This window comes from Streptomyces sp. NPDC003011 (genome assembly GCF_053591515.1).
On record NZ_JBSFTY010000054.1, the window covers coordinates 22,444 to 47,332 of the forward strand.

At 70.7% G+C, this 24,889-nt stretch carries 21 protein-coding genes and 2 pseudogenes; 8 read left to right on the forward strand and 15 right to left on the reverse strand.

The features are described 5' to 3' along the window. Nucleotides 1-61: 61 nt before the first annotated feature. Nucleotides 62-268, forward strand: a complete 207-nt coding sequence (locus ACWD0J_RS26150; RefSeq protein ID WP_451498276.1) for a hypothetical protein — start codon at nucleotides 62-64, stop codon at nucleotides 266-268. After that, nucleotides 265-648: a hypothetical protein gene (locus tag ACWD0J_RS26155; protein ID WP_451498277.1), complete on the forward strand. Its 384-nt coding sequence runs from the start codon at nucleotides 265-267 to the stop codon at nucleotides 646-648. Before ACWD0J_RS26150 ends, ACWD0J_RS26155 begins: the two co-directional genes overlap by 4 nt. A gap of 320 nt (nucleotides 649-968) precedes the next feature. Here ACWD0J_RS26155 and ACWD0J_RS26160 read toward each other — a convergent pair whose 3' ends face one another. The 8 genes from ACWD0J_RS26160 to ACWD0J_RS26195 all read right to left on the reverse strand — a co-directional run bounded on the left by ACWD0J_RS26160 (nucleotide 969) and on the right by ACWD0J_RS26195 (nucleotide 9,183). Further along, nucleotides 969-1,859 carry an anchored repeat-type ABC transporter permease subunit gene (locus ACWD0J_RS26160; RefSeq protein WP_451498278.1) on the reverse strand — a complete coding sequence of 297 codons (891 nt, stop codon included), beginning with the start codon at nucleotides 1,857-1,859 and terminating at the stop codon, nucleotides 969-971. After that, on the reverse strand, nucleotides 1,856-2,608 hold the full coding sequence (locus ACWD0J_RS26165; protein WP_451498279.1) for an anchored repeat-type ABC transporter ATP-binding subunit: 753 nt from the start codon (nucleotides 2,606-2,608) through the stop codon (nucleotides 1,856-1,858). The genes ACWD0J_RS26160 and ACWD0J_RS26165 overlap by 4 nt, the downstream gene beginning before the upstream one ends. Then, nucleotides 2,605-4,230: a TIGR03773 family transporter-associated surface protein gene (locus ACWD0J_RS26170; RefSeq protein WP_451498280.1), complete on the reverse strand. Its 1,626-nt coding sequence runs from the start codon at nucleotides 4,228-4,230 to the stop codon at nucleotides 2,605-2,607. The genes ACWD0J_RS26165 and ACWD0J_RS26170 overlap by 4 nt, the downstream gene beginning before the upstream one ends. Next, entirely contained in the window at nucleotides 4,230-5,762 is a 1,533-nt protein-coding gene (locus ACWD0J_RS26175; protein ID WP_451498281.1) for an anchored repeat ABC transporter, substrate-binding protein, read from the reverse strand. The genes ACWD0J_RS26170 and ACWD0J_RS26175 overlap by 1 nt, the downstream gene beginning before the upstream one ends. An 83-nt stretch (nucleotides 5,763-5,845) precedes the next feature. After that, complete coding sequence (locus ACWD0J_RS26180; RefSeq protein WP_451498282.1) at nucleotides 5,846-7,531, reverse strand: choice-of-anchor M domain-containing protein; 1,686 nt, start codon at nucleotides 7,529-7,531, stop codon at nucleotides 5,846-5,848. Nucleotides 7,532-7,620: 89 nt separating this feature from the next. Beyond that, the gene (locus tag ACWD0J_RS26185) at nucleotides 7,621-8,268 is read right to left on the reverse strand and encodes a choice-of-anchor M domain-containing protein (protein WP_451498283.1); all 648 of its coding nucleotides are present in this window, start codon (nucleotides 8,266-8,268) and stop codon (nucleotides 7,621-7,623) included. A 218-nt stretch (nucleotides 8,269-8,486) separates the two neighbouring features. Then, on the reverse strand, nucleotides 8,487-8,798 hold the full coding sequence (locus ACWD0J_RS26190) for an ArsR/SmtB family transcription factor (RefSeq protein ID WP_451498284.1): 312 nt from the start codon (nucleotides 8,796-8,798) through the stop codon (nucleotides 8,487-8,489). A gap of 82 nt (nucleotides 8,799-8,880) precedes the next feature. Further along, a complete protein-coding gene (locus tag ACWD0J_RS26195) occupies nucleotides 8,881-9,183 on the reverse strand; it encodes a hypothetical protein (RefSeq protein ID WP_451498285.1) in 303 nt (100 codons plus the stop codon). A 302-nt stretch (nucleotides 9,184-9,485) separates the two neighbouring features. On the opposite strand from ACWD0J_RS26195, the gene ACWD0J_RS26200 reads away from it, so the two are divergent. The 4 genes from ACWD0J_RS26200 (at nucleotide 9,486) to ACWD0J_RS26215 (ending at nucleotide 14,380) form a co-directional block, all read left to right on the forward strand. Further along, a complete protein-coding gene (locus ACWD0J_RS26200; protein ID WP_451498286.1) occupies nucleotides 9,486-10,976 on the forward strand; it encodes a Y4yA family PLP-dependent enzyme in 1,491 nt (496 codons plus the stop codon). Then, entirely contained in the window at nucleotides 10,973-12,310 is a 1,338-nt protein-coding gene (locus tag ACWD0J_RS26205) for a pyridoxal-phosphate dependent enzyme (RefSeq protein ID WP_451498287.1), read from the forward strand. Before ACWD0J_RS26200 ends, ACWD0J_RS26205 begins: the two co-directional genes overlap by 4 nt. Nucleotides 12,311-12,316: 6 nt before the next feature. Further along, complete coding sequence (locus ACWD0J_RS26210) at nucleotides 12,317-13,516, forward strand: aminotransferase class V-fold PLP-dependent enzyme (protein WP_451498288.1); 1,200 nt, start codon at nucleotides 12,317-12,319, stop codon at nucleotides 13,514-13,516. Between the two features lie 90 nt (nucleotides 13,517-13,606). Then, nucleotides 13,607-14,380 carry a class I SAM-dependent methyltransferase gene (locus ACWD0J_RS26215; protein ID WP_451498289.1) on the forward strand — a complete coding sequence of 258 codons (774 nt, stop codon included), beginning with the start codon at nucleotides 13,607-13,609 and terminating at the stop codon, nucleotides 14,378-14,380. A gap of 195 nt (nucleotides 14,381-14,575) precedes the next feature. On the opposite strand, the gene ACWD0J_RS26220 is transcribed toward ACWD0J_RS26215, so the two are convergent. The 5 genes and pseudogenes from ACWD0J_RS26220 to ACWD0J_RS26240 all read right to left on the reverse strand — a co-directional run. Further along, a complete protein-coding gene (locus ACWD0J_RS26220) occupies nucleotides 14,576-15,349 on the reverse strand; it encodes an ATP-binding cassette domain-containing protein (protein ID WP_451498290.1) in 774 nt (257 codons plus the stop codon). Then, nucleotides 15,349-16,419 (reverse strand): ABC transporter ATP-binding protein, encoded by a 1,071-nt coding sequence (locus ACWD0J_RS26225; RefSeq protein ID WP_451498291.1) that lies wholly within the window; start codon nucleotides 16,417-16,419, stop codon nucleotides 15,349-15,351. Before ACWD0J_RS26225 ends, ACWD0J_RS26220 begins: the two co-directional genes overlap by 1 nt. Beyond that, entirely contained in the window at nucleotides 16,416-18,188 is a 1,773-nt protein-coding gene (locus tag ACWD0J_RS26230) for an ABC transporter permease subunit (RefSeq protein ID WP_451498292.1), read from the reverse strand. The genes ACWD0J_RS26225 and ACWD0J_RS26230 overlap by 4 nt, the downstream gene beginning before the upstream one ends. Nucleotides 18,189-18,217: 29 nt before the next feature. Continuing rightward, nucleotides 18,218-19,711 (reverse strand): ABC transporter substrate-binding protein, encoded by a 1,494-nt coding sequence (locus ACWD0J_RS26235; RefSeq protein ID WP_451498293.1) that lies wholly within the window; start codon nucleotides 19,709-19,711, stop codon nucleotides 18,218-18,220. Nucleotides 19,712-20,125: 414 nt separating this feature from the next. After that, nucleotides 20,126-20,461 (reverse strand): annotated as a pseudogene (locus ACWD0J_RS26240) (SbtR family transcriptional regulator); the annotation flags it as partial. 303 nt (nucleotides 20,462-20,764) lie between these two features. On the opposite strand from ACWD0J_RS26240, the gene ACWD0J_RS26245 reads away from it, so the two are divergent. After that, complete coding sequence (locus ACWD0J_RS26245; protein ID WP_451498294.1) at nucleotides 20,765-21,388, forward strand: hypothetical protein; 624 nt, start codon at nucleotides 20,765-20,767, stop codon at nucleotides 21,386-21,388. A 548-nt stretch (nucleotides 21,389-21,936) separates the two neighbouring features. On the opposite strand, the gene ACWD0J_RS26250 is transcribed toward ACWD0J_RS26245, so the two are convergent. Beyond that, the gene (locus tag ACWD0J_RS26250; protein ID WP_451498308.1) at nucleotides 21,937-22,947 is read right to left on the reverse strand and encodes a hypothetical protein; all 1,011 of its coding nucleotides are present in this window, start codon (nucleotides 22,945-22,947) and stop codon (nucleotides 21,937-21,939) included. Nucleotides 22,948-23,062: 115 nt separating this feature from the next. Here ACWD0J_RS26250 and ACWD0J_RS26255 point away from each other — a divergent pair, with 115 nt between their 5' ends. Beyond that, nucleotides 23,063-23,719 carry a TetR/AcrR family transcriptional regulator gene (locus tag ACWD0J_RS26255; RefSeq protein ID WP_451498295.1) on the forward strand — a complete coding sequence of 219 codons (657 nt, stop codon included), beginning with the start codon at nucleotides 23,063-23,065 and terminating at the stop codon, nucleotides 23,717-23,719. Nucleotides 23,720-23,843: 124 nt separating this feature from the next. On the opposite strand, the pseudogene ACWD0J_RS26260 reads toward ACWD0J_RS26255, so the two are convergent. Continuing rightward, nucleotides 23,844-24,870, reverse strand: a pseudogene (locus tag ACWD0J_RS26260) (transposase); the annotation flags it as partial. Nucleotides 24,871-24,889 lie beyond the last annotated feature (19 nt).

Consider the following 24,889-nt stretch of genomic DNA (forward strand, 5'->3'; position numbering starts at 1 on the left):
TCATGGACAGAGCCGTCTCAGGAGGTACCGCTACAGGTACCAACAGCGGTACCGTAGTCCTATGCCTGCACTCAATGTGGAATTCAGCGAGGAAGAGATGGCGCGGCTGCGTGCTCGGGCAACCCTGGCGGGCCGGAGCCTGAAGCAGCACGTGCACGATGTGACGGTGGAGGAAGCCGACCGGCTGGCGTTCGTGGAGGGGGCGGTCGCCGAAGCCGCCCGTGTCCTGCCCGGCGTGCAGGCCCGCTTCCCCGAGGGACAGCGTTGAGCGAGATCATCCGTGTCGACGTCGGCTGGGTCCTGCAGATCCAGTCGGCGATCTCCCCGCTCAACGTGCCCATCGCGGACTGGGGCGCCCTGGGGTTCATGGCCGACCGGCACCAGTTCGAACGGGAACGCGGCGTCCTGTACTACGAGGAGACCGCTTCCCGGGCGGCCACGTTCCTGCACACCGCGCTGCTGCTGCGCCCGTTCGCCGACTACAACCTGGTCATCGGCTGGGCCTGCGCCAGCCAGTACATGCACGTCTCCGGCCGGCCCCTCCAAGCCAAGGACGAGGACCTGTACGAACTCGCCCAGGCCATCCGCGGCCAAGAGGCCGACCTGCGCACCGTCGCACAACGCCTGGAGTCCTGGCGCACCACGTGACAGCGCCCGCCTCAGGGCTGCCTAGAACGCCTCCTGTCAGCGGGCAGGGTCTGCGTTGTGGCTCGCGGCCACCGCACTGTCTGCAGGCAGGCTGACCAGGAACCGTGTCCCGGGCGTGTCCCTGATCACCACCGCGGTCAGCGATTGGACGATCGGCCGAGGCAAGGGCCATGCGATCGTCCACGCCGACCACTGACCTGGCCGAACCGGCACGCGCCTGGGGCGCCCCTCCGCACTCGCCAGAGCGCGGGGTGTCAGGGACCGCTGGTGAGGCGCTCCCCGTTCCGCTCGGCAGGCCGTGCGGAACGGGGAGGAGGCTGTCATGCCGGGGCCATCTGCTCCTCGGCCGTCCGCCGCCCCTGCCGGCCCCGTCGCAGTGCGCGGGCCAGCAGCCCGTGGCTGGGGGCCAGGCACCAAGTTGCGGCGAACAGGGCGGTCAGGACGCAGACGATGGAGCCGCCCGCGGCGAGGTCGTAGGCGTATGACACGTACAGGCCGATGAGCGCGCCCGTGCCGCCGAAGGCCGACGCCAGGAGGGTCATCGCCCACAGTCGTTCGGTGAGCATCCGGGCCGTGGCGGCGGGCGTGATGAGCAGTGACAGGACGAGGATGTTGCCGACCGCCTCCAGGGACATCACGATCGTGGCGGTCACGACGGTGTAGAGGATCAGGTCGAGGCGCATCACCGGCACTCCCGCCGCCCGTGCGGTCTCGCGGTCGAGGCTGACCGCGACGAGTTCCTTGCTCAGCAGCAGAACGACCGCCACCAGGACCGCGCCGACGCCCGCCGCCGTCCACACGTCCTCCGGGCCGACCGCGAGGACCTGCCCGAACAGGAACGACGACAGGTCCGTGGACCAGCTGTCCTGCGTGGACACCAGGACGATGCCGAGTCCGAAGGCGCAGGAGAAGAAGACGCCGATGACGGTGTCCTCCTTCAGCCGGCGGTTCTGCGACACCAGCGCGATCAACAGCGACGTGGTGAGCCCGGCGAGCGCGCCGCCGAGGAGCAGGTTGCCGTGGAAGGCGTAGGCGAGTGCGACTCCCGGGAACGCGGAGTGGGAGACGGCCTCGCCGATGAAGGCCATGCCCCGCAGTACGACATACACGCCCACCACCCCGCAGACCAGTCCGGTGATGATGGCGACGGCGAACGCGCGTTGCATGAAGGGGAGTTGCCAGGGATCCGTGAGGAACTCCGCGAAGGTCACGCGGCGGCTCCGATCGCGGTGTGGAGGCCGAAGGCCCGCAGCATCTGCTCGGGATCGGCCAGCAGTTCGGGCCCGCCCTCGGCGACGATCGTGCGGTTGAGCAGGGCGACGCGTGAACAGGTGCGGGCGGCGGCCGCGAGGTCGTGGGTGGTCATCAGCAGGGCTCGGCCGTCGGCGGCCAGGTGCGCGAAGAGCTCGTTGAGGAGTTCCTGGGTGGGGACGTCGACGCCGGTGAACGGCTCGTCCAGGAGCAGGAGCCGGGGTTTGCTCGCCAGCGCTCGGGCCACCAGGACCCGCTGGCGCTGACCGCCGGAGAGTTCGCCGATCGGGCGGCGGCGCAGGTCGGCGAGGCCGACCAGTTGCAGTGCCTCCGCGACGGCGGCCCGGTCGGCGGGCCGGGGCCGGCGCAGCCAGCCCATGGAGCGGGTGCGGCCGGACAGCACGGCTCCGGCGACGTCGATGGGGAAGTCCCAGGCGAACTCGTGGCGCTGCGGCACGTATCCGATCAGGTGCCGGGCCCGGGCCGGCGGCACCTCCTCGATGAGGACGTGGCCGCCGGTGAGCGGGACCAGGCCGAGTACGGCACGCAGCAGCGTGGTCTTGCCCGCCCCGTTCGGGCCGAGCAGGCCCAGCAACTCGCCCTGGTGCAAGGACAGCTGCACCTTCTGGACGGCCGGTCGGCCACCGAGCGCGACCGTCACCTCGTCGACTCGGAGCAGGGCTGCTCCGGGCGTGGGGGACTCCTTCACGCGACGTTCCTCCCGGCAGTGCGGCTTCTGCGGCGGGTGATCACGACGGCGCCGGTCCCGAGCGCCGCGAGGGCTGCCGCGGTCCCGCCCAGCAGAGCCGGGTTTCCGGCACCGGTGGAGGCCATGGAGCCCTCGCCGTCGGACTTCGGCTGGTCATCACCGGATCCCGTTCCCGTTCCCGCCCCCGCTTCCGCGCCCGTGCCGGAGTCCGGCGTTCCGCCGTCCGCACCGGACGAGCCGCCGCCCGACCCGTCACCGGGCTCGACCGCGCCGGGATCCTGGTCGCCGACCACGAACGTCACGGTCTCCGTGTCACTGGTCGCCGTGCCGTCGGCGAGCTTGCCGCTCATCGTGAACGTCAGCCGGTAGGTGCCCTCCTTGGTGAAGGCCCAGCCGCCGTGCGCATGCGTGTTCGCTGCCACGTCGAAGGAGTCGGGGACGCCGTCCTTGCTGTTGAACAGCACGTTCGCGCCCGACATGGCGTCGTAGGTGTACAGCGCGTACGCGCCGGGGCCCTCGACGCGGGAGAGCGAGAACTTCACCCCTGCCTTGGTGGCACCCGCCGTGATGTTGTCGGTGGACCAGCCGGGCCACAGCAGCCCCTCCTGCTGCACCTGGTCGAGGAGCCACACGGGGTCGCCGCCCTTGCCGAGGAAGGCGAACTCGTCGCCGTCCGGCAGGGCGTTCTTGGCGGCGGGCTTGACGTGCAGGACCACGGATGAGGGCTCGCGCCAGGTGGTCTTACCGGAGACCGTGCCGTCCTTGACATGGATCTGCAGTTTGCCGTCCACGACCCGGGCGGCGAAGTCGATGTGCCCTTCGTCGAGAACCTTCGTGCTGGAGACGACGTCCGAAGCCGCGGCGGCGGACGAGGTGGCGGGCGAGGTGGCCGTGGCGGCTGCCCCCGCGGCCGCGGTGAGCGGGCGGGCCGGCCCTGCCACGGACTCCGCCTCACCGTCTCCGCTCGCGGGAACGGCCTCGTCGCCGGTTGCCTCGGCCTCATCCACCGGCGTCCCGCCCGTGCCCGTACCTCCAGCCTGGGCGGCTTCGGTCGCCCGGGCGATCGCCTCGTCCCCGACGAGCACCGTGTAGGCGGTGCCGGTGAACAGGGACCGTCCGTCGGGCGTGGTGGCCTCGGCGGTGAAGATGACCTGGTAGGTCCCCTCGGCGGTGAACGCCCACCGTGTGGCGCCCGTCTCGCCCACCGGCAGCTCGTAGGCGTCGGGCAGCCCGTCCGCACTGTCGAACAGCAGCGTCTCCTCGCCGCCGTCGCGGTCCGCCTCCGCGTACACCCTCAGATCGCCCGGCCCGTCGACCCCGCTCAGCGACCACCGCACACTCTCACCGGCCACGGCCCCCTCCGGGACCGCGGTGGTGTCCCACCCGGGCGCCCGGGCGTCCGCCAGATCGGCGTCGTCGATCGTGACGACGTGCGCGTCCGCATCGTCAGCACCATCCGCACCGTCCAGGCTCAGCTCACCGTCTGCGTAGGCGATCCGGCCCAGCTCGGCCCGCTCCGTCCCGGCGTTGTCCGCGACGGCGACCCCGCCCCCCGACAGTGCGGCCGCGAGCACCGCCGCGGCCGCGATCCGCTCCCCGCCCAGCATGCGCATGGCCTTCATCAGGCGTCCTCCCCAAGGCACTTCGTGAGCTCGTTCGCGTTGTGCCGCATCATCGATACGTAGTCGTGGACCTTGTCGCCGAACGAGTCGCCGTAGATCGTGCAGATCCCGACCCCCTGGTCCTGGGCGACCCGCTTCAGTACGTCCGCTCTCGCCGCGAGATTCGGTTCCAGGAACACGGACGGGACCTGCTTCTCGCGGATGGTGTCGCCGAGGTCCTCCACCTCGGCGGCGCTCGGCTCCTGGTTGGGCACCGGTACGACGAAGCCCGCGATCTCCATGCCGTACGCCTTCGCCAGATAGCCGAAGGCGTCGTGGGTGGTGATCAGCCTGCGGTTGCGCTCCGGGACGGTCGCGAGTTTCCTGGCGACCTCCTCGTCGAGCGCGCCGAGCGTCTTGAGGTACGCCTCGGCGTTCTTCTCGTACGTCGCCTTCCCGTCCGGGTCGGCCTTGACCAGCTCGGCCTCGATGCGCCGGACGTACGCCTCCGCGTTGGCAACGTCCTCCCAGGCGTGCGGGTCGAGGTCACCGTGCACGTGCTTGCCGATGACGGCCTGGGGGAGTACCCACAGTTCGTCGCCCGCCGCGCCGAGGAAGCCGTACGGCTTCTCCTTGGGCACCGACTCCTTCGCCCGGTCGGGCACGTGGAGTACGACGGCCTCGGTGGGATGGCGGGTGCGCTCGCCGCTCTTCTCCGCGTCGGCGCGGACGTACACCTTGCCGGTCTCGGCGTTGAGCGCGACGTCGGCGTGCCCGCCGTCGAGCACGGTCGTCCCCTTCGGGGGTGCGGTCGCGTCGCCGACGGTGAAGGTGAAGGTGCCGCTGCTGAACTTCTCGGCCTTTCCGTCGAGCGTCTCGGTCCGGCCCTCGACGGTCAGCCTGTACGTGCCCGGTTCGCTGAACGCCCAGTTGACGTGGGTGTGGGCTTCGGGCGGCAGGGTGAAGGAGTCCCTCTCGTCGAAGCCGTCGGCCGAGTCCACGTAGACCTTGGGTCTGCCGAGCGTGTCCGTGAGGTACACGCGCAGGTCGCCCGGGCCCTCCACCTTCGTGGCGGTCGTGCGTACGTGGGAACCGTCTCCAGCGACCTCGCCCTCGACGGCCCAGCCGAGCCAGAGCACGTCGAGGCCCAGGTCCTCCTCCAGCTTCATGACCGTGCCGCCGTACTGCTCCAGCTTGTCGGCGATCTCGATTTTCGGCGCGGACTTCGGGGCATTGTTGTGGATCATCTTCGTGATGCCGGGCTCTTCGAGGAGCAGGCCGTTGCTGAACACGACGTCGGCCTCGGTGACCTGGGCCGCGTCGCCGGGGCTCGGTTCGTAGGAGTGCGGGTCGCCGTTGCGCGGCACGATCGATGTGACGTCCACGCGGTCGCCGCCGACCTGCTCGACCAGGTCGGCGATGATCGCGGTGGTCGTCGACACGGTCAACTTCGCGTCGGACGAGGCGGGTTCGAGCCCGCTGCACCCGGCGAGCAGAGCGGCGCAGGCCGCGGTGAGCGCGCCGGTGGTGGTGCGTCTGGGGTGGCCCCGCATGGGGCTCCTCCTTTGCTGGACATGGCTGAGCCGCGTACGGCGGGCTCGGGGCTGCCTGGCCCGGTCCGCCGTACGCGGAGCTTTCACTGGGCGGTACGACGTCGTCGTACGGCGAACACCGCACCGCCGCCCGCGAGCAGCGCGAGCGCGGCGATGACCGCGATCATGGCGACGCCAGCGCCGGTGGAGGCGAGCCCGCCGGTGGTGGTCGTGCCTCCGGCGGTGGACGAACCTCCACTGCCGTCCGAGGTGTCGACCGGCGGAACGGACGCTGTCGCGGTCGCCGTCTCCGAGCCGGACGTGGTCGGGGTCGGGGCCGTCGGCGCAGGGGCCGATGCCGATGCCGATGCGGATGGTGAAGCGGAGCCGGAGCCGGAGTCGGTGGCCGTGGGCGACGCCGTGGGCTCGTCACCCGCGCCCGGCGTGACCGTCGACGGGTCCACGTCGTCTCCGACCACCCAGGCGAGGGTCGCCGTGTCGCTGACCTTCGTGCCGTCGGCGCGCGTGGCACTCACCGTGAACTCCGTGCGGTAGACGCCCTCCTCAGTGAAGACCCACTCGGTGTGGGAGTGCGAGCCCACGCTGTGCTCGTGCGGGTCGGGGAGGCCGTCAGCGCTGTTGAACCACATGGTGTGCGATCCCAGGCCGCCGTTGTTGAACACGAACAGGTTGCCCGGACCCTGGAGGGAGTCGAGCCGGTAGGTGACCCTGCCGTCGAGTTCGGATTCCTTCCATTCCTGGGTGTTCCAGCCGGGCCAGACGATGCCGCTGATGTAGCTGCTGGGCAGCCACCAGACGGGATCGCCTTCCTCGCCGAGGAAGGAGGTACTGCTGGTGATCTTCCGCCGCGCCGCAGGCACGACGTGCATGACGACCTCGTCGGGCTCGTGCCAGGTGTGGTCGAGCTCGCTGCCTTCCTTGAGCTGGAAGGAGAGGGTGCCGTCGGCCTTCCGTGCCGCGAGGTCCACGTGCCCGTCGTCGATGACGTGCGCGCCCGGGCCGGTGCTCGTGGGGCTGCCGGTCGGCGTGGCCGGACCGCTGTCCGTGGGTGAGGCGGTGGGCGCGGTCCCGTCACCGGGCAGGACGGTCGCCGGATCGACGTCGTCACCGACCACGACGGCCAGCGTCTCGGTGTCGGTGACGCCGCCGCTGGTGACGGCGAAGGTCAGCCGGTAGACGCCTTCGGCGGTGAACGCCCAGGTCGGCTCGGTCCGTTGGGCGTCCTTGGCCAAGGTGAAGGACGCGTGTGCGGGGGCGGAGCTGCTGAGGTGCGGGACGGGGTTCTCGTCGTTGCCGTCCATCTCCCGCGTGTACGTGTAGAGGGCGAAGGTGCCGGGTCCTTCGAACCCCGCCAGGCGCACCTCCGTGTCGCCGCCCGCCTCGGTGCCGTTCCAGCCGGGCTCCAGTGCGAATATGTCGCTGGTCCACAGATGGTTGAGGAACCAGGCGTACACGCCCTCACCGATGAGCGGATAGACGGGGCTGACGCTGTCGGCCATGGCATCGGGCACCACGTGCCAGACGACTTCGGAGGGCTCGCGGACGACCGTCCGGTCTCCGGTCCGGTCGTCGATCTGCAACTGGGGCCTGCCGTCGACGAGTCGGGGGGGCAGATCGACCTCTCCCTCGCTGAGCACGACGGCCTGCGTGGCGGCCCGGGCGGTGGGGCCGCTGCCCGCGGCCAGGCCCGCCGCGCCCATCAGTACGGCTGCCGCGGTGGTGAACACCGCGGCGGTGAAGGCGCCTTTGCCGCGCGCCAGGATCTTCATGGTCCGGTCTCCTTCATGGCCCGGCCTTTCTTTCACGGGCGTGGCCCGCCGTCCTCGCGAGCGGGAACGGCGGGCCACACCGGGCGGGGTCAGTTGGAGACGACGACGGTGAAGACCTCGGTGTCCGACTCGGTGGCACCGTTCACCGTGCCCTGCACGCGGAACGTCAGCTGGTAGGTGCCGGCCTCCTCGAAGGCCCAGCTGGCGTGGCTGTGGATACCGACGCCGAAGGTCCTGGACTTGAAGCTGGTGGTGGCGGTGTTGCTGTCGAACCAGCGGGTGCCGCTGCCCTTGTAGATGCTGAAGTCCTCCGTGGTGGCGCCGTTGCGGGTGGCGCGGACGAGGGTGTAGGCCACGGTGTTGTTCGCGAAGACGCCCGTGGCGAGGTGCTCGGTGGAGATGCCGGCGAACAGCACGCCTCTGCTGTTCGCCAGGGCCTCGTCCTCGGGCAGCAGCCACACCTGGCTGCCGCTGCCGAGGAAGCCGTAGCCCGGGTTGGCGGTCTTCGCCGCGGCCGGTACCGACAGGGTCGCGTCGGCGGGCTCGTATTCGGTGTCGGTCGCTTCGTCGTGGACGTGCAGGCTCAGCTCGCTGCCGTCCCAGTCGGCGTCGAACACGTCGACGTGTCCGCTGCTGAGCGTTGTCGCGGCGGCCGCCGGAGTGGCGGCGAGGCCGGCGAGGGCGAGGGCTGCGGCGAGAGAGCCGGCGACGGTCAGAGTGCGGTTGTGAGCACGCAAAGGAGATCCCCCCTGGATCAGAAGGTGCCAACGCAAAGGAGCGGGCACGAACAAGTCACACGATAATCATTTTCATCAAGAGATGGCAATGGGTTCTGTGTGATGCGCGTGAAGCCGGGGAGGGGGAACGTGGGGAGCAGGTGTCGGAGGGGGACGCCGACGGCCGCCCGGCGAAAAGCCGGGCGGCCGTCGGGAGGGCGCCGTGTGCGGGTGCGGGGTCACTCCTGCGCGTGCCGGATGGCGTCCAGCACGATGTGGGCGACATGGTCGTCGGTCAGGCTGTACCGCGTCTCGCGGGCCTGGCGCCGTGCGGTCACGATCCGGGAGGTGCGCAGCACCCTCAAGTGCTGGGAGACCAGCGGCTGGCTCACTCCGAGTGCGCTCACCAGTTCGTGGACGTACTTCCCGCCGGCGGACAGTTCGCGCACGATGCCGACGCGGACGGGCGACGCCAGGGCGCGCAGCAGGTCACTGGCGGCCTGCAGGTCCTGTGGCGGCTCGTCCGCGGATCGGGCGGGAGGCGTCGTCATATGCAGACATTAGCATATGGGAATGATTCCCGGTTCGGCGGGCCCGTGATCCGCCTGGCATGCGTCAGTCGCGGCTGAACCGTCAGTGATCGTCCCAGTGTCCCTCGTGGGCGGCGTGGCGGTGGCCGTCGTGCACGTAGTCGGTGTGGTCGCCGTGCGGCACCGCGACGTGACCGCAGTTCTCGCCGTGCTGGTGGTCGTGGCCTTCGTGTGCGGCGTGCCCGGCCTCGACGCACTCGTCGACGTGGTCGCCGTGCGTCCGGTGGATGTGTCCGTCGTGCACGAAGTCGACGTGGTCGCCGTGGGGGAAGGTGACGTGACCGCACCCTTCGCCGTGGGCGTGGGTGTGGTCCTCGTGGGTGCGGTGTTCGGTGGCAGTGGTCATGGGGGGCTCCCTGTGTGTGGCCGTGCCGTGCGCCGCCGGCGACTGTCGCGGCGCACGTTTCATTGCGACATTAACATATAGCGATCTATGCATGTGTTGAGGTGGTCGGTGGTCAAGGGGGCATCAAGACTTCGCCAAGGCTCCAAGATCCGGCTCCAGCCGTCATGCGGGCTGGGCTTAAAGATGCATGTAGCCGGACATGATGACCCCGAACGGTCGTCTGAGTCGCCGCCCATGCTGGACGGGCGGCGACTCTCCATCGCCGGGAGCCACAGTCGGCCGGCGCGCGGGAGGGGCCTGTCGTGGGTGTGCCGTTGTTTCTCCAGCCACGGCTGGAACCGCCGCTCGGCTCACTGCTGGATGCCGCCCCCTTTCTGCACTCGCTCGTCGACGCGCTCGGTTCGCCGCTCAACGTGCTGGTGCCCGACCGGATCGCCGAGAACGCCGAGCGCTTCCACGCTGTCTACCGCCGTCATCACCTCACCGGTCGGGTGTCCTTCGCGCACAAGGCGAACCAGTCCAGCGCGCTGGTGCGACGGCTGGCGGCGGCCGACCCGGCCCGGGTCGGCATCGACGTCGCCTCGCTCGGCGAGCTGCGGCACGCCCTGGGCTGCGGGTTCACCCCGGACCGGATCACGGCCACCGGCCCCAAAAGCCCGGAGTTCCTGTGGCTGGCCGCCCGCACCGGCGTGAGCGTGCACACCGACTCGACGGCCGAGCTGCACCAACTGGCCGAGCTGGTACGGAAGTACACGCTTCCCCGCGTCGACGTCCTGCCACGGCTCTCCGAGTTCGACTCGGCCACCGGCTCCGGGCTGTCCGGTGTGCGGGTGCTGTCCCGGCGCAGCCGATTCGGCACGCCGCTGCGGGAGGTGGACCTGCTGCTGGACGCGGTCGAACGGCATCGGGACGCCGTCGAGCTGGTCGGCGTCGCGTACCACCTGGACACGACCGGGCTCGCGGAGAAGGCCCTCGCTCTGGAGCGCTGCGTCATGGTCATGGACGAGTGCCGGGCCCGGGGGCTGGCCCCGCGGGTCGTCGACATCGGCGGTGGCTTCGGCGTCGGCTACGTCGCCGACGCCGCCCAGTGGGGGCACTACACCACCGAGCTGGCCAACGCCGTACTGGGCACACGACCCGCCCTGACCTGGCGCAACCACGGTTACGGCCTGCGCAACGAGGGCGGCACCCTGCGCGGCGCGCAGGCGCTGTACCCCGCCCACCGCCCGACCGCCGGCCCCGGCTACCTCGACGAACTCCTCCGCCTCCCCGCACCGTCGCTGGGCCGCCCGCTCGCCACCCTCCTCCTGGAGCACCTCTACGAGCTGTCCACCCAGCCGGGGCGAGCGCTCGTGGACCAGTGCGGCCTCTCGCTGGCCCGTGTTCTCGACGTCCGCCCCACCGGCTCGGGAGACCACCTGGTGCGCCTCGCCATGAACGCCGCAGACGTGAGCCTGGAGGAACACGGGGTCCTCGTCGATCCCGTCCTCCTCCCTCGTACACCCGGCGAAACAGACCGGGACGACGGGCCCGTGGGTGTGTACCTCGCGGGAAATCTCTGCCTGGAGGCCGACCTGATCACACGACGGATGGTGTTCCTGCCGCGGCTGCCCCGCGCCGGCGACCTGCTCACGTTCGCCAACACCGCAGGCTACGCGATGGACTTCCACGCCCACTCCGCCCAACGGCAGCCCATCGCCCGCACGGTCGCCGTCGTACAGGACGGCGGTTCCTGGCGCTGGTGCCTGGACGACGAGTACTGGCCGATCACGCGACCGGGAGACCAGGCATGAGGTACGACAGCATCACCGACGCCATCGGCAACACCCCGCTGGTACGCATCGACCCGGCCGTGCACGGCCTGCGCCACATCGACCTCTACGCGAAGCTGGAGATGCTCAACCCCTTCGGCTCGGTCAAGGACCGGCCCGCCTGGAACATGGCACGTCCGCTCCTCGCCGCCGCGGGCGAACACGACGAGACCGGCGAGACGCTCGTGGAACTGTCGAGCGGGAACACGGCGAAGGCGCTCGCGCTGCTCGCGGGCATGCACGGACTGCGCTTCAAGAGCGTCACCAACCGCATGCGGGTACCGGAGATCAAGGAACTCCTCCTGCTGCTCGGCGCGGAGATCGAGGAGCTCCCCGGTCAGAGCGAGTGCCTCGACCCCACCGACACCGACGACCCCCTGACCCGTTTCCACCAGGCGCTCGCCGAGCCCGGCAGCACCTGTCTGCACACCGACCAGTACTTCAACCCGCGCAACACCGAGGCCCACGCGGCGGGCACTGGCCCGGAGATCATCAAGGACCTGGACGGACGGGCACCCGACTGGTTCATCGCCTGTGTCGGCACCGCCGGCTCGTCGACCGGGGTGGCCAGAGTGCTGCGCGAACACGACCCGGACGTACGGGTCCTCGGCCTGGTCGCCCACAAGTCGGACTTCATCCCCGGCATCCGCACCATCGACGAGGTGCAGCAGGTCGGCCTCTTCGACCCGGTGACGTACGACACCATCGAGTCGGTGACCTCTGCCGAGGCCATTGACGGGATGGTCACGCTGATCCGGCGCTGCGGGCTGCTGTCGGGCCCCACCGGCGGTGCCGCATACCAGGGAGCGATACGTCATCTGCGCACGCTGGACGAGACGTTGACGGAGCGTCGTACAGCGGTCTTCATCGTCTGCGACCGCGCCGAGAGCTACCTCAGCTACGTACGGCAGCGCCGCCCGGACCTGCTCGGCCGGCCGCCTCTCAGGAACTCGGCGGCGGCCCTCACCGACGCCGAGGTGCGGGCGCAGGCCAAGGTCATCGACACCGAAGCCGCCCGACGGTGGATCACGGACGGCGAGCCGGAGCCGCTCGTCATCGACCTGCGCGGGCCGCACGCGTACGCGGCCCTGCACATCGACGGGTCGCTCAACATCGCCGACGAGCTCTTCGACGAACTGCTGCGCGGCCGACTGCCCTTCAGCAAGCGGCGACCGGTGCTGCTGGCCTGCCCGGTCGGCGAGAAGTCCGCCCGCTACGCCGCGCTGCTGACCCGCATGGGCCACCCGGACGTGCGCAGCCTGTCCGGAGGCATCGTCGCCTGGCGGGACGCGGGCGCGCCCCTGGTCCGGGACTGACCGGCCATGCTCGACGACGAACTGAAGGATCTGGCGCCCTGGCAGCAGGAGGTACGGAGCCAGTTCCCGATCATCACCGGGCATCCGGAGCTGGCCTACCTCGACAGTGCCGCCACCGCGCAAAAGCCGCAGGCCGTGCTCGACGCCGTCCACTCGTATCTCACGACATCGAACGCCAATGCCGGCCGGGGCACCTATCCGTGGGCCAACCGGACGACGGAGCTGGTGGAACGGACGAGGCGACGCGTCAGGGAGTTCCTCGGCGACCCCGCCCCGGAGCGATCCGGCGTGCATTTCGTCAGCGGCACCACGCAAGGGCTTCGGGCCGTGGCCCGCGACTGGCTGAGTTCGCGCCTCACGGACGGCGACGAGATCCTCGTCCCGTATGCCGATCACGAGGCGAACCTGACCCCTTGGCTGGAGGCCCAGCGGTTACTGGCCGAGCGGGGCATCGGCATACGGGTGCGCGGGCTGCCGTACCAGGCGGAGTCCGGCGACTACGACCATCGCGCGCTGCCCCGGATCATCGGCCCGCGCACCCGCTTCGTCGCCGTCACGCACATCCATCACGTCTACGGCGGCGACATGAACGTGCACCGCCTCCGCGAGGCCGTCGGCCCGGACGTGCCGATCTGTCTCGACGCCGCCCAGAGCATCGGCCATCTGCCGGTGTCCGTGGCCGAACTCGACGTGGACTTCGTGGTCTTCTCCGGCCACAAGGCGCTCGCCCTGCCCGGCACCGGGGCCGTCTGGGCCCGCAACTCACCCGCCCGCGGAGCGGAGTTCCGCCCCGGGGGCTGGCAGGGCACCCCCAACACCGTGGGGATCGCCTCCCTCGAAGCCGCACTCGACTGGCTGGACGCGGCCGGCACGGACCGGATCGCGCGCTGGACCACCGCGCTCGCGGCCCGGCTGACCGACGGCCTGCGCCGCCTCGCCCCGTACGAGATCCGCGGCTGCCAGGCCAGTCTGGCCGCCGGCTCCGCCGTACAGCGCCGCCACGGCATCGTCTCCTTCCGGCACCACGACATCCCCTCCGACGACCTCGGCTTCATCCTCTTCAGCCAGGGCTTCATGGTCCGGGCCGACAGCCTCTGCCAGGCGGGCGCGGACGAGACGGCCGCCTCGGTACGGGTCAGCGTCCACGCGTACACCACGATGGAGGAAATCGACCGTTTGCTGTCCGTCCTCGCCTCGCTGTGCTGAATCGGGTCGACAAAGCGAATGGGAATCGTTTTCACCTGTAGAGTCGGCCGTGATCCAGGAACGTCGAGACGGCAGAGGTGGCACGACCAAATGGGCGTGAGCATGGCGACGGCCAAACTGTGGGTGGAGCGCTGGGAGCGTCAGCAGCAGCGGTACGCCATCGACCGGGAAGAGCGCTTCACGGTGATCGCGGATGTCGTCGAGCACGTCACGGCCGGCCGGCCCCAACCCCTGCTCCTCGACCTGGGCTGCGGACCCGGATCCCTGGCCGCCCGGCTCGCCGCACGCATGCCGGACGCCGAGATCGTCGCCGTGGACATGGACCCGCTGCTCCTGGAACTCGCCCGCACCCACCACGCGTCCGTCGCCCGTTACGAGGAGATCGCCATCGGGGGCGACGGATGGACCGACGCTCTCGGTCTGAACCGACCCCTGGACGCTGCCGTCTCGACCACCGCCCTGCACTATCTCCGCGAACCGGTCCTGCTGCGCGTCTACCAGCAGCTCGCGGCCCTGCTGCGCCCCGGCGGAGTTCTCGTCAACGGCGACCACTTCGCCCAGGAGGGGCCGCCCTGCTCGGACCTCACCGCGCACATCGGACGCCGCCGGGCCGAGCGCTCCCGCACACACGCCCACGAGGACTGGCATTCCTGGTGGACCGCGGCGGCCCAGGACCCTGAACTGGCCGACCTGTTCACCGAACGTGAGCAGCGACAAGCCGCCGCGCACGGCAACCACGGCGGCAGTGACAACGCCCTGACCCTCACCCGCCACACCGAACTGCTGCGACAGGTGGGCTTTCATCACATCACCCCGGTCTGGCAGTTCGGCGACAGCCACGTCCTCGTCGCCGTCAAGGACTGACCCAAGAGCCTGGTGAGCGCGGTGACCGGCAATACGCCTGGCGCTCGGGGAGCCGTGGGTGCATGGGTCGTCAACCTCGTCGGACTGCTGGCCGACGTTCGGCGGATCGGTTACCCCGGTGCTCGCCGAGCTGCCGCACAACACCAGCAGCATCGCCGTCGTCGCCGACTCCGCCCGGTTGGTCGGCCACACCCCTCACCTGCCCGGGCGAGACGGCGGCCACGCGCCTGCGGGCCGCGCCACTGGAGGGGGAGCGGGTGCGTTGCCGGGCGACGCTCGCGGGGACGGCACCGAAGCGGTCCTGACGATCCGGCCGTCGCGCATCTCCGCGACGCGGTCGCAGAAGTGGCGTACGAGCGCCATGTCGTGGCAGATGAACAGATACCCGAGGCCGAGGCGCTCCTGGAGTTCGGCCAGCAGGTTGAGGATCCCCGCGCGCAGGGACGGGTCGAGCGCGGAGACTGGTTCGTCGAGCACCAGGAGCTTCGGCTCTCCGGCCAACGCGCGGGCGATTCCGGCACGCTGGCACTGTCCGCCGGAGAGCTCGTGCGGGCGCCGGTCGCCGTGGGCGGGATCGAGGCCGACCTGCTCCAGCAGCTCCGCCACGCGCTCAGGGCCGCTTGTCGGGTTCCAACTGCCCTGCACACGCAGGGGCTCTGCGATCGCGTCGCGGATGCGGTGGCGGGGGCTGAGCGATCCGTAGGGGTCCTGGAACACCGGCTGCATCGCCGACCTGAGCGGCCGCAGCCGCCGTTCGTTCAGCGAGGTCAGTTCCTGTCCGTCGAACCACACTTCACCCTCGTCGGGGCGACGCAGCTGGAGCACGGCCAGGGCTGTGGATGACTTGCCGCAGCCCGAGGGGCCGATGAGCCCGAGGGTCTCGCCGGGGGCGATGTCGAAGGAGACGTGGTCCACGGTGGTGCGGGGGCCGTGGCGGACGACCAGATCGCGTACGTCCAGAAGGGGCATCACGCGGACTCCAAGAACAAGTCGGCTGGGTGGTCGGGGAGTTCACGCCAGCGGTGGCAGGCGACGGTACGGCCGTCGTGGACCTCCGGCTCGGGCCGCTCCGTACGGCAGCGGTCCGCGTCGGCCAGCGGACAGCGCGGGGCGAAGGGACAGCCGGGCGGGATCTCGGTGGGAGCGGGAGGTGCGCCGGCTATCGAGGGGAGACGCCGTCGCCGGGCGAGGGGGCGGTCCGGCCCGGATACGCCATGTGACGGCACACCAGGCGGGGCCGTAGACCCCTCCTCGCTCATGGCTGCTTCCTCGTCCACCGGAACCGAAGCCAGCAGACCCGCCGTGTACGGAGCCCGGGGACGTGCGAACACCTCGTCCACCGGGCCCTCTTCGACCAGCCGGCCCGCGTACATGACCAGCACCCGGTCGGCGTGTTCGCGGACGGTGGGAAGGTCGTGGGTGACCAGGACCAGGGTCGTGCCCGTGGCCTCGCTCTTGCGGGCGAGGAGGTCCAGGATCTGGCGCTGGGTCTGCGGGTCCTGAGCCGTGGTCGGTTCGTCGGCGATCACGAGGGCGGGGGAGTGGAGCATCGCCATGGCGATGACGGCCCGTTGGCGCATGCCGCCCGAGAACTCGTGCGGGTAGGCCCGGGTCTGGTCGGCCGGAATGCCGACCTCCTCCAGCGCGGTCACGGCCCTGGCGCGCGCCGCCTTGCGGGAGACGCGGTGCACGGAGCGTAGGGAGGCGGCGAGTTGGTCGACGACCGGATGCACGGGCGAGAGCGCCGAGAGCGCGTCCTGCGGCACGAGGGCGACGCGACGTCCCCAGAGCGCGGCGCGTACGGAACGAGGAGCGCCGACCAGTTCGTGCGAACCCATCCGCACACTGCCCGTCACCGTGGCCTCCCGCGGTGGCATGCCCAGCAGGGCGCGGGCCGTCAGGGACTTGCCCGCGCCCGACTCGCCGACAACTGCGAGGACTTCACCCTCGCGGACGTCGAAGGAGAGGCCCCGTACGGCTTCGACGGCGCCGAAGGAGACGCGCAAGTCCCGGACCGTAAGGAGGACGTCGGGGTTCAACGGGGGGACTCCTCACGCGGACGCAGAGCGGGGAAGGCGAAGGTGAAACGGCTGCGCAAGGGCGAGCCGGCCCTGGCCCCGCCCTCCGCGTACGCCGCCGACGACACGGCGAGCCCCGCCAGCAGCGCCAGCGCGACCGCCGGCGACAGGGCCGCCCACGGGGCGCGTTCCACATATGCGCGGGACTCGTCCAGGAGCAGGCCCCACTCCGGCGCGGGCGGCTGCGCGCCGAGGCCGAGGAAGCCGAGGGAGGCGAGGGCCAGGGCGATGCCGGGCAGGCGCAGGAGCGCGTGACGGGTGACCGGAGCCGCCACGGAGGGCAGGACATGGCGGGTGAGGATCCACCACGGGCTTGCGCCGATGGCCCGTTGAGCAGACAAGAACGTCGAGGCGCGGACCTCTTGGACCAGCGCGGCGGCGTGGGCGGCCAACGCGGGCCAGGAGAGAAGGGCGACGGCGAGCGCGGCTCCACCCGTGCCGGGGCCGACCACGGCCGCGACCAGGATGCCGGCGATCACCGGCGGCAGCGCGTTGGCGATGTCCGAGGCCCCGGAGGTCACGGCCGGCAGGAAACCGAGGGCGAGTGCGAGGACCAGGCCGACCAGGCCGACCGCGGCCGCCGTGCCGATCGTCGACGCCGCGCCGTGCCCCAGCCGGGCCAGCACGTCACGGCCGAGCCCGTCCGTGCCGAGGGGGTACGCCCAGGACGGGGCTTGCAGGCGGGCGGTCGTGTCCACCGTGTACGGGTCGCGCAGCAGTCCCCAGCCGACGCAGGTCAGGAGCACCACCCCGAGCGTCACGGGAACGGCCGGGTGCGCGCGGACCGGGCGGGCCGCCGGCAGGGTCAGTCCCGCGTCGCGCAGGGCCGGCCCCAGCAGCCGACGCCGTACGAGGGCCGCCACCGCACCCGTGACCAGGCCCAGCGCGAGCAGTGCCAGAACGGCACCCTGGAGCAGCGGCAGGTCCTGCGATCTGGCTGCCCCCAGCGCCGTACGCCCGATGCCAGGGACGGCGAACACGAGTTCCACGGCGACCGCGCCGCCGGTCAGTCCGACGGCGGCCATCCCGAATTGCGGTACCAGTGGCGGCAGTGCGCGACGCATGGCCGCCGCCGAGATCCGGAGGCCGCTGACGCCCGCCCCGCGCCACAGCTCCACCCACCGCTCCTCCAGGACGGCGGGCAGCGCGTCCGCGACCAGGCGGCCGAGCAGTCCGCCGGCGGGTATGCCGAGGGCGACGGCGGGCAGCACCATGTACTGCGGTCCCTGCCAGCCGGAGGTCGGCAGCCAGCCGAGCCACACGCCGAAGACCAGCAACGCGGCGGTGGCGAGCAGGAATTCGGGCAGTGCGGCGAGCATCGCGGCGAACCCGCCGGCCGACCCCCGGCCTCGTACGAGAACCGGAGCGACCAAGACGCAGGTCACCAGGAGCGCGACACCGAGTGCCGCGCCCATCAGCGCGAGGGACACCTGGAGTCCGGAGACGACCGACGGCAGGACATCGGTGCCCGACACCCAGGACGTGCCCAAGTCGCCGCGTGGCACACCGGACGCCCAATTCCCCAGCAGGGCGAGGGGTCCCGCGTCCAGGCCGAGGTCGGCGCGGATCGCGGCCAGTGCCTCCGGTGTGCCCTCCTGTTCGGCGGAACGGGCGCGCAGGACTGTGAGCGCGGGGTCGCGGCCGGAGAGCCAGGGGAGCAGTCCGACGGTGGCGAGGAGCGCGGCGAGGCAGCCGAGCCGGGTGAGAGCGGCCCGGCTGCCAGGAGTCACAGAGGTAGCCGACAAGCGTTTCACGAACATCACTTGACGTACGTGTCCGCGGTGATCAGCGCGACCTCGCGCGGGTCGTGCTCGACGTCCACGACACCGGCCGCGTCGCCCTGGATCACGCGCTCGTGCAGCATCGGGATCGCGGCGTCGGTGGCCAGCACCGCGGCCTCCGCCTCGATGAGGGCTTTGCGGCGCGGGTCACCGATCTTCGTCGAGGCGGCCTTCTCCAGCGCCGCGTCGACCTTCTTGTCGGACAGCTGGGAGATGTTGAAGGACCCCTTGGAGGCGAAGTCGCTGTAGAGGTACGCGGCCGGGTCGCCAGAGTCGAGGACGGTCGCCCGGGACAGGATGAACGCGTCGAACTCGCCGGCCAGCGTGTCCGATTCGATGTTCGCGTACTCGCGGATGTCCAGCTTCACCTTGAAACCGGCCTTCTGGAGCTGCTGTTGGAGCGTCTGGGCCACCTCGGGAAGCTCGGTGCGGTCGGTGTACGTGCCGATGGTGATGGTCTTCCCGTCCGGGTCACCGGCCTTGACTCGCTCGACCGTCTTCCGCAGGTCAGCGGCCCACGGGAGGGCGGGTCCCAGCAGGCCCTCGGCGACGTCCGCGCGGCCCTCGTACACGCCCTTGACGATCGACTCGGCGTCGATGGCCTCGCGGGCGGCGGCCCGCAGTGAGGCGTCCGTGAAGGGGCCGCTCTCGGTGTTCAGGTAGAGCGTGTTGGTGCGCGGCATCGGAACCTCGGTGATCAGGTCGTCGTCGAGGAGCGAGGCCTGTGACACCGGCACCGCCTCGACGACGTCGGCCTCGCCGCTGCGCAGGGCGGCCGCGCGGGCGGTGCCGTCCGGCACGAACCTCACGTCGATTCCGGGGGCCTTGGCCTTGTCGCCCCAGTAGTCCTCGTAGCGGTCGAGGGTCGCGGACGAAGTGCCGTTCACCTTCGTCAGCTCGAAGGCACCGGTGCCGGCGCCGACCGGGCTGACGACCTTCCCCCGGTACGCCTTCGCCGCCAGGATCGACAGCTGCGGCGAGCTGAGCCGCAGCGGGAGCAGTGGGTCATCGGTGGCGGTGGTGACGGCGACCGAGTCTCCGTCGGCCTTCACCGTCAGGTCCACGCCGTCGAGGATGCGCGGCTTGGGGGAAGCGGTGGCGGCCTCGGTGAGGGACCGTTCGACGGACTCGGCGGTGAGCTTCGTACCGTCGTGGAAGGTGACCCCGCTGCGTATCTCGAAGGTCCAGGTCCTGCCGCTCTGCTGCCACTTGGTGGCGAGGGCGGGTTGGGCGTCCCCGTCGTCGTCGAGCTTCACCAGCGTCTCGGCGGTCGACCAGCGCGCCAGCTTGAACGCGTCGTCGGAGAGCGGCGAGAGGCCGGTACGGGGCGGCTGGAGCATCGCCACGCGGATGCGCTTGCCGCCGCCGCTCGTGGAGTCCTCCGCAGCGGATTCCGAGAAGCAGCCGGTGAGCAGCAGGGCGGAAGCCGCGGCGACCGCGGACAGGGGGAGGGGACGGGCGGACAGGCGCACGGAGCACTCCGGGTAAAGGGGTGGTCAATGGAGACGGTGCGCCGACCGTAACATGATGACAATCGTTTTCAGTAATGGTGTCCGGATGTCGACACCACTCGCTCGCCACAGCAGGTTCGTGTCCTGGTCCTGGTCCTGGTCCCGGAGCCGGTGCCAGCGGGCCAGGCCCACAGTCCTCGGTCAGCCGGTAAGAGCGTGCCGGTCCCGACGTGGGCGTCCAGGGCGTCGCAGACGATGCGCTCGGAATCCTTGAACCCACCGATCGCGACGTCCGGGACGGCGTGAGAGGAGTGTCGTGGTTGCCCGCAGATTCGGGTACGGCCAACAGCATCCTGTCCGGCCGGGCCAGGGACCGGAACAGCCCGCGTCACGGCCAACCGAGCCGCTGCCGGACCCTGGTCGACGGCGACTTGTTCACCCCGGACCACGACAGCAACCCTCGTCGCCGGTCTGCACCAGCCGGAGGACCTCCGGCTGATCGGGAGGCTGCGCAGTATCAGCGCAGTCGGTGTGGAACGACTGGAGCGGATAGGCCACTAGGCGCCGAGACGCTGCACCATCATCAGGTAGGGCGGCCACCAGACCGCAGTGTGCCAACAGGACCACGGCGAGGTCGGAAGGGTGGAAATCGGCCCGCAGCGCGCCCGACGCCTGGGCCCTGCGTACCAGGGTCGCGACGTCCCGCTCGGCTCGTTGCCGGGACTGCGCGTGTTCCGACGCGCTTTCCGGGAAGGCCGCGAGGGACGCGGCCGTTGTCGCTGGTGGCGGTTCTGCGGTTCACCGAGGATCCGACCGACGGCAGGCGGCCCACCAGCGTTGCGTGGTCGCGCGAATCATTGTCCTGCTGTTGCCGGCCCGGGGTCACGCTCGGCGGTCCGCCGTTTGAGGATGTATGAATACGAAACAAATGTCATTAAAGCCATTTTTGCGCAACTAGTTCATTTGAAGCCATTGGATCATTCCGTGGAACGCGGGGCGGGGCCGTTGCGGCCTACGTTGATGGTGTGTCGGCCGGGGAGCATCTCCGGTCGCGCAAATCGAGAGGTCGCCCTCATGCGCTTCACGCGCACTCCTGCTGTTCCCCGGACCCTCCTGGTCGCCGCGATCGCCGTCGTCAGCCTCAGCGCCCCCACCCTCGCCTCGGCAGCCTCCCGTGCTGAGGTGGGCAGCATCGGGACGCAGAGCAGCTTCGGCATCCTCGGCTTCCCCGGCCTGAACGGAATCAACGGAATAGGGATCAATGGCGGCCTCGGCGGACTGGGCGGAACCGGCGGCGCTGCCGGCGCCAACGGCAACGGCGGTATCGGCGGTAACGGCGGCAACGCTGACGGCAGCGCGAGTGTCGGCGGCAAGGGGGGCACCGGCGGCGCCGGGGGCGCCAACGGCAACGGCGGCAACGGCGGTTACGGCGGAGCGGCCAAGCTCGGCGGCACCGGCGGCAAGGGTGGTGTGGGCGGCGTCGGCGACGCTGGGGCCGGCATCTCCGGCGGTAAGGGCGGCAACGGCGGCGCCTCCACGGTCGGGGGCGGCCACACGGGCGGAACCGGCGGCGCCGGCGGCGCCGCGAGCCCGGTGTGTCCCGGCAAGCCCGGCGGCAACGGCACCGCCGCCACGTTCACCGCGGACGGCATCACCGGCGCCACCGGCGCTGCCGGCAAGACCACCCTCCCCTGCTGAACACCTCAGATGAGCGGGTCGCCGCGGCAGCGCAGAAGCACCGGCCCGGTACATCCCACCACCTGACTGCCGAGATCTGACGGGCAGTCAATAGAGGCCGGTATCCAGTCAAGCGCCCGGCTGAGACTTCTCTCAGCCGGGCGCGCCGACGGCGGTAGGTCGCAGACGCGCGTGGTGAGCAGGTTCCCGCCGGGGTCGCCGAGGCGCCGGGTCAGGAACGCGCGCACCAGGTCTGTCGCGGTGTCCTCCTCTCAGCGGGCGCGTTCGAGCAGGTGGTGCCGGCGATACGGCCGGTCCAGGCTCACTGCCTCCGCGATCGACCAGCAGTTGCCCCAGGCTCACTGCCTCCGCGATCGACCAGCAGTTGCCCACAACGCCCGGCATCAGTGACCCGCGTAGGTACAACACGCCGATGGCCCGCAGGTCGCGGCGGCGGTAGACCGGCGCAAGGTCTGCGGCGAGCTCGGCACATACCGCTTCCAGCTGCTCGGGATCTGCACTGCGGCGCGGTGCAGATCCCGAGCCGTGGTCACCGTGTGCGGGGCCTGTCACCTCCGATACCGCTGCGCCACTGCCGTGAAGGCGGCCTTGGGTTCCCAATCCATGTCGGGGTAGGTCTGTCCCCGGCGCCCTTCGAGGAGTTTGACGATGCCCAGGCCGGCTCGGTCCAAGTCGTCCCTGGGGTCGCCGTCCGGGCGGTGCGGGTAGCCAGGCAAGGCGAACAGGAACACGAACGCGCTGTCCACGCCCTCGGTCTCGAAGATCTCCAGCAGTTCGCTCAGATATGCGGCCTGGCCGGCCTCGTCACGCTCGTATGTGCCGTTCAGCCGTACAGGGGCCTTGGTCTCTGGGTCGTGCTCGACCACTTCCAGCACCCGCCCACCGCGGTCTCCCGCGCCGCGGTAGGCCGCGGTGCCGAACCCAGTGATAGCGAGCGGCTTCGGGCCTTGAGCCAGGGTGCGCACCGCGTCCCGGAACCGGTCGGCGACCTCGGCGGAGCGGATCAGCTCGAACGTCACAATGTCGAAGGGAGTCCAGTCGACCTGCTCGAACTGGATGGATGCGTAGGTGAGTCTGCCCTGGAAGCGCTCGCGGACCGTGGTCGCGGCGTCGCGGAGGAATGCGTTGAAGCGCACGCCGAGCTCGCTCATCGCTTCGGCGCGCCGCTCGGGTTGGCTCATCAGCTGCTCGACCCGCTCCTCGGGGTTCCTTCCGGGCAGGAACCCGCGGTTCATCACGCTCAGCTCGACCCCTGCGACGAACACGACTGTGGCCCCCTGCTGCCGGAGTCGTTCCGCTCGCTCGGCGCAGTCGCGGAAGAGCGTGAGGATCTGCTCCGGATCCAGCTCCAGCGGATAGGGCGAGAACCAGACCTCCAGGCCGAGTTCGGCGGCGGCACCGGCGGCCAGCTCCAGTCGGTCCGGGTCACCGCCGATGATCTGGACCGCGTTGCAGTGCAGGTCGTCGCGGATGATGGCGAGCTCGCGCCGGACCACCGCGGAGTCCAAGTGCTCGCGGGATATCTGGCCGTGTACGACGAATCCGGTGTCGTAGGTCATTCCTCTAGCTCGCATGCTGACGGCCTCTCTGTCGGTCTCGGGCGAGTCGAGGCTGACAGGAAACATGCGTGCACGCAAGTTTGCGTGCACGCATCCTGTGTGGAACGCTGACACCATGACGACACGACCACCAGGGCTGCGGGAGCGGAAGAAGCAGGCCACGCGCGAGGCACTACGCGAGGCGGCCCTGCGCCTGGCCGTGGAGCGCGGACCGGACCAGGTGCGGGTCGAGGACATCGCCGAGGCCGCCGGGGTCTCACCGCGCACCTACAACAACTACTTCGCCAGCCGCGAGCAGGCGATCGTCTCCGCTGTCACCGCGGACCGGGAGGCGCGGATCGCAGCGGCGGTCGCGACCCGGCCCGCAGGAGTGCGCCTGGCCGACGCCATCACCGAAGCAGTGGTCGAGCAGTACACGAACACCGGCGAGCGCGAACACGAGGCACTGCTGCTGATCACCACCCGGACCGCGCTGCGCGACGCGTTCCTCGATACCACCGCCGACATCGAGCCCCCTCTCACAGCGGTGATCGCCGAACGCCTGGGTGACGCCGGAGCGCACACAGCCCGCGTTCTCGCGGCAAGTGTGGCCGCGGCGGTTCGCATCGCGTTGGAAGGCTGGCTCCGGCCGGCCGGGAACGCAGAGGCCGTCGGGAGCTTCGACGCCGGAGGGCTGGTCGTGCCCTCCGGTTCGCTGCCCGACCAGCTCCGTGCGGCGCTGACCCCGCTCGCGCCCGCGTTCCATGCCGCCGAGCGACGCACCCAGCCGTGAAGCCTCCCCAACTGGGGCATCGCTGAACAAAAACGTAGATCCTGAACATGCCCATGCATCCGGCCGTCATCCGCGTCAGCCCATTCAACGTAGGTGACGCCGTGCCAGGTCGCGATCTTTGTTCCTGAGTGGCTTGTTGCCGGTAGTGGCTGGCCTGGGATCGGGCCTGGTGGCGGCGCCGCCAGTCGGACCAACCGAGCCGGTGGGCGGCATCGTGGACGGGTCGGACAACGAGGGTGATGAACAGGCGCTGGATCTCGTTGCAGGTGAGCGGAGTAAGGGCATTGGGTGCGGGGCGGGTGTGCTCGTCTGCGCGTACGACGGCGAGGAAGGCGTGCGCGAGCATGGCGAGGGTGACCCAGGGGGACCAGGAGGTATAGCGGCGGACCTGGTGCTCGTCGAGTGCGGCCAGGCCCTTGCCCGACTGGAAGAACTCCTCCACCCGCCATCTTGATCCAGCGACTTGGACCAGTACGGTCAGCGGCACGGACGCGGGCGAGTGGCAGCGGTGGTAGGCGAGTTCGCCGGTGCTGCGGTTACGGCGGATCAGTAGCTGACGACTCCCTGGGCGGGGGTCGGCGAGGTCGATGACTGCCCAGTTGTAGAAGCGGTGGCTCTTGGCCCCGGCCCCTGCGGAGAGCTTCTGCCAGGCCCGCTTGGGCACCTTCTGGGCTGAGATGTCCGCACGGAACTTCCCCGCACCGGTGGTGACTTCGTGCGAGCGGGCCACCGCGAGGACGTAGCCGGTGCCGCGTTCCTCCAGGGCGGTTCGCAGCGTGAGGCTGCCGCCGTAGATCTCGTCGTCGGCGACCTGGGCATTTTCGATCCTGCCCGCGGTGCCGGTGTACTGGCGCTGGGCGCCGACCGTGTCGGTGCCCTTCTTCACGTCCCCGGTCTCGTCAACCACCAGTACCGCCTGGTCGTCGTGCAGGTGGTCCACCACGTAGTGACACACATCGTCGTGGACCCGGTCGGCATCCCACTTGGCCCGCCCCAGCAGATGCTGCATGCCGTCCGGGGTCCTCTCCCCGGCCCATTCGGCGATGGTCCAGCAGTTCTTGCGCGGCCGGTCCGACAGCAGCCCGAGCACCAACTGCCGTGCCCGGCGCCCGGGGTTCGACCCGCGTGAACCGTCCACCTGTCCGGCTCATCAGGCCCTCGAACGCCTCC

Bases quoted from the DNA above. Each gene is read 5' to 3' on its own strand.
- ACWD0J_RS26220 (WP_451498290.1), bottom strand. From the start codon at position 15,349: ATGCCCCTTCTGGACGTACGCGATCTGGTCGTCCGCCACGGCCCCCGC.
- ACWD0J_RS26170 (WP_451498280.1), bottom strand. From the start codon at position 4,230: ATGAAGGCCATGCGCATGCTGGGCGGGGAGCGGATCGCGGCCGCGGCG.
- ACWD0J_RS26180 (WP_451498282.1), bottom strand. From the start codon at position 7,531: ATGAAGATCCTGGCGCGCGGCAAAGGCGCCTTCACCGCCGCGGTGTTC.
- ACWD0J_RS26195 (WP_451498285.1), bottom strand. From the start codon at position 9,183: ATGACCACTGCCACCGAACACCGCACCCACGAGGACCACACCCACGCC.
- ACWD0J_RS26150 (WP_451498276.1), top strand. From the start codon at position 62: ATGCCTGCACTCAATGTGGAATTCAGCGAGGAAGAGATGGCGCGGCTG.
- ACWD0J_RS26245 (WP_451498294.1), top strand. From the start codon at position 20,765: ATGCGCTTCACGCGCACTCCTGCTGTTCCCCGGACCCTCCTGGTCGCC.
- ACWD0J_RS26190 (WP_451498284.1), bottom strand. From the start codon at position 8,798: ATGACGACGCCTCCCGCCCGATCCGCGGACGAGCCGCCACAGGACCTG.
- ACWD0J_RS26250 (WP_451498308.1), bottom strand. From the start codon at position 22,947: ATGACCTACGACACCGGATTCGTCGTACACGGCCAGATATCCCGCGAG.
- ACWD0J_RS26205 (WP_451498287.1), top strand. From the start codon at position 10,973: ATGAGGTACGACAGCATCACCGACGCCATCGGCAACACCCCGCTGGTA.
- ACWD0J_RS26255 (WP_451498295.1), top strand. From the start codon at position 23,063: ATGACGACACGACCACCAGGGCTGCGGGAGCGGAAGAAGCAGGCCACG.
- ACWD0J_RS26215 (WP_451498289.1), top strand. From the start codon at position 13,607: ATGGGCGTGAGCATGGCGACGGCCAAACTGTGGGTGGAGCGCTGGGAG.
- ACWD0J_RS26175 (WP_451498281.1), bottom strand. From the start codon at position 5,762: ATGCGGGGCCACCCCAGACGCACCACCACCGGCGCGCTCACCGCGGCC.
- ACWD0J_RS26210 (WP_451498288.1), top strand. From the start codon at position 12,317: ATGCTCGACGACGAACTGAAGGATCTGGCGCCCTGGCAGCAGGAGGTA.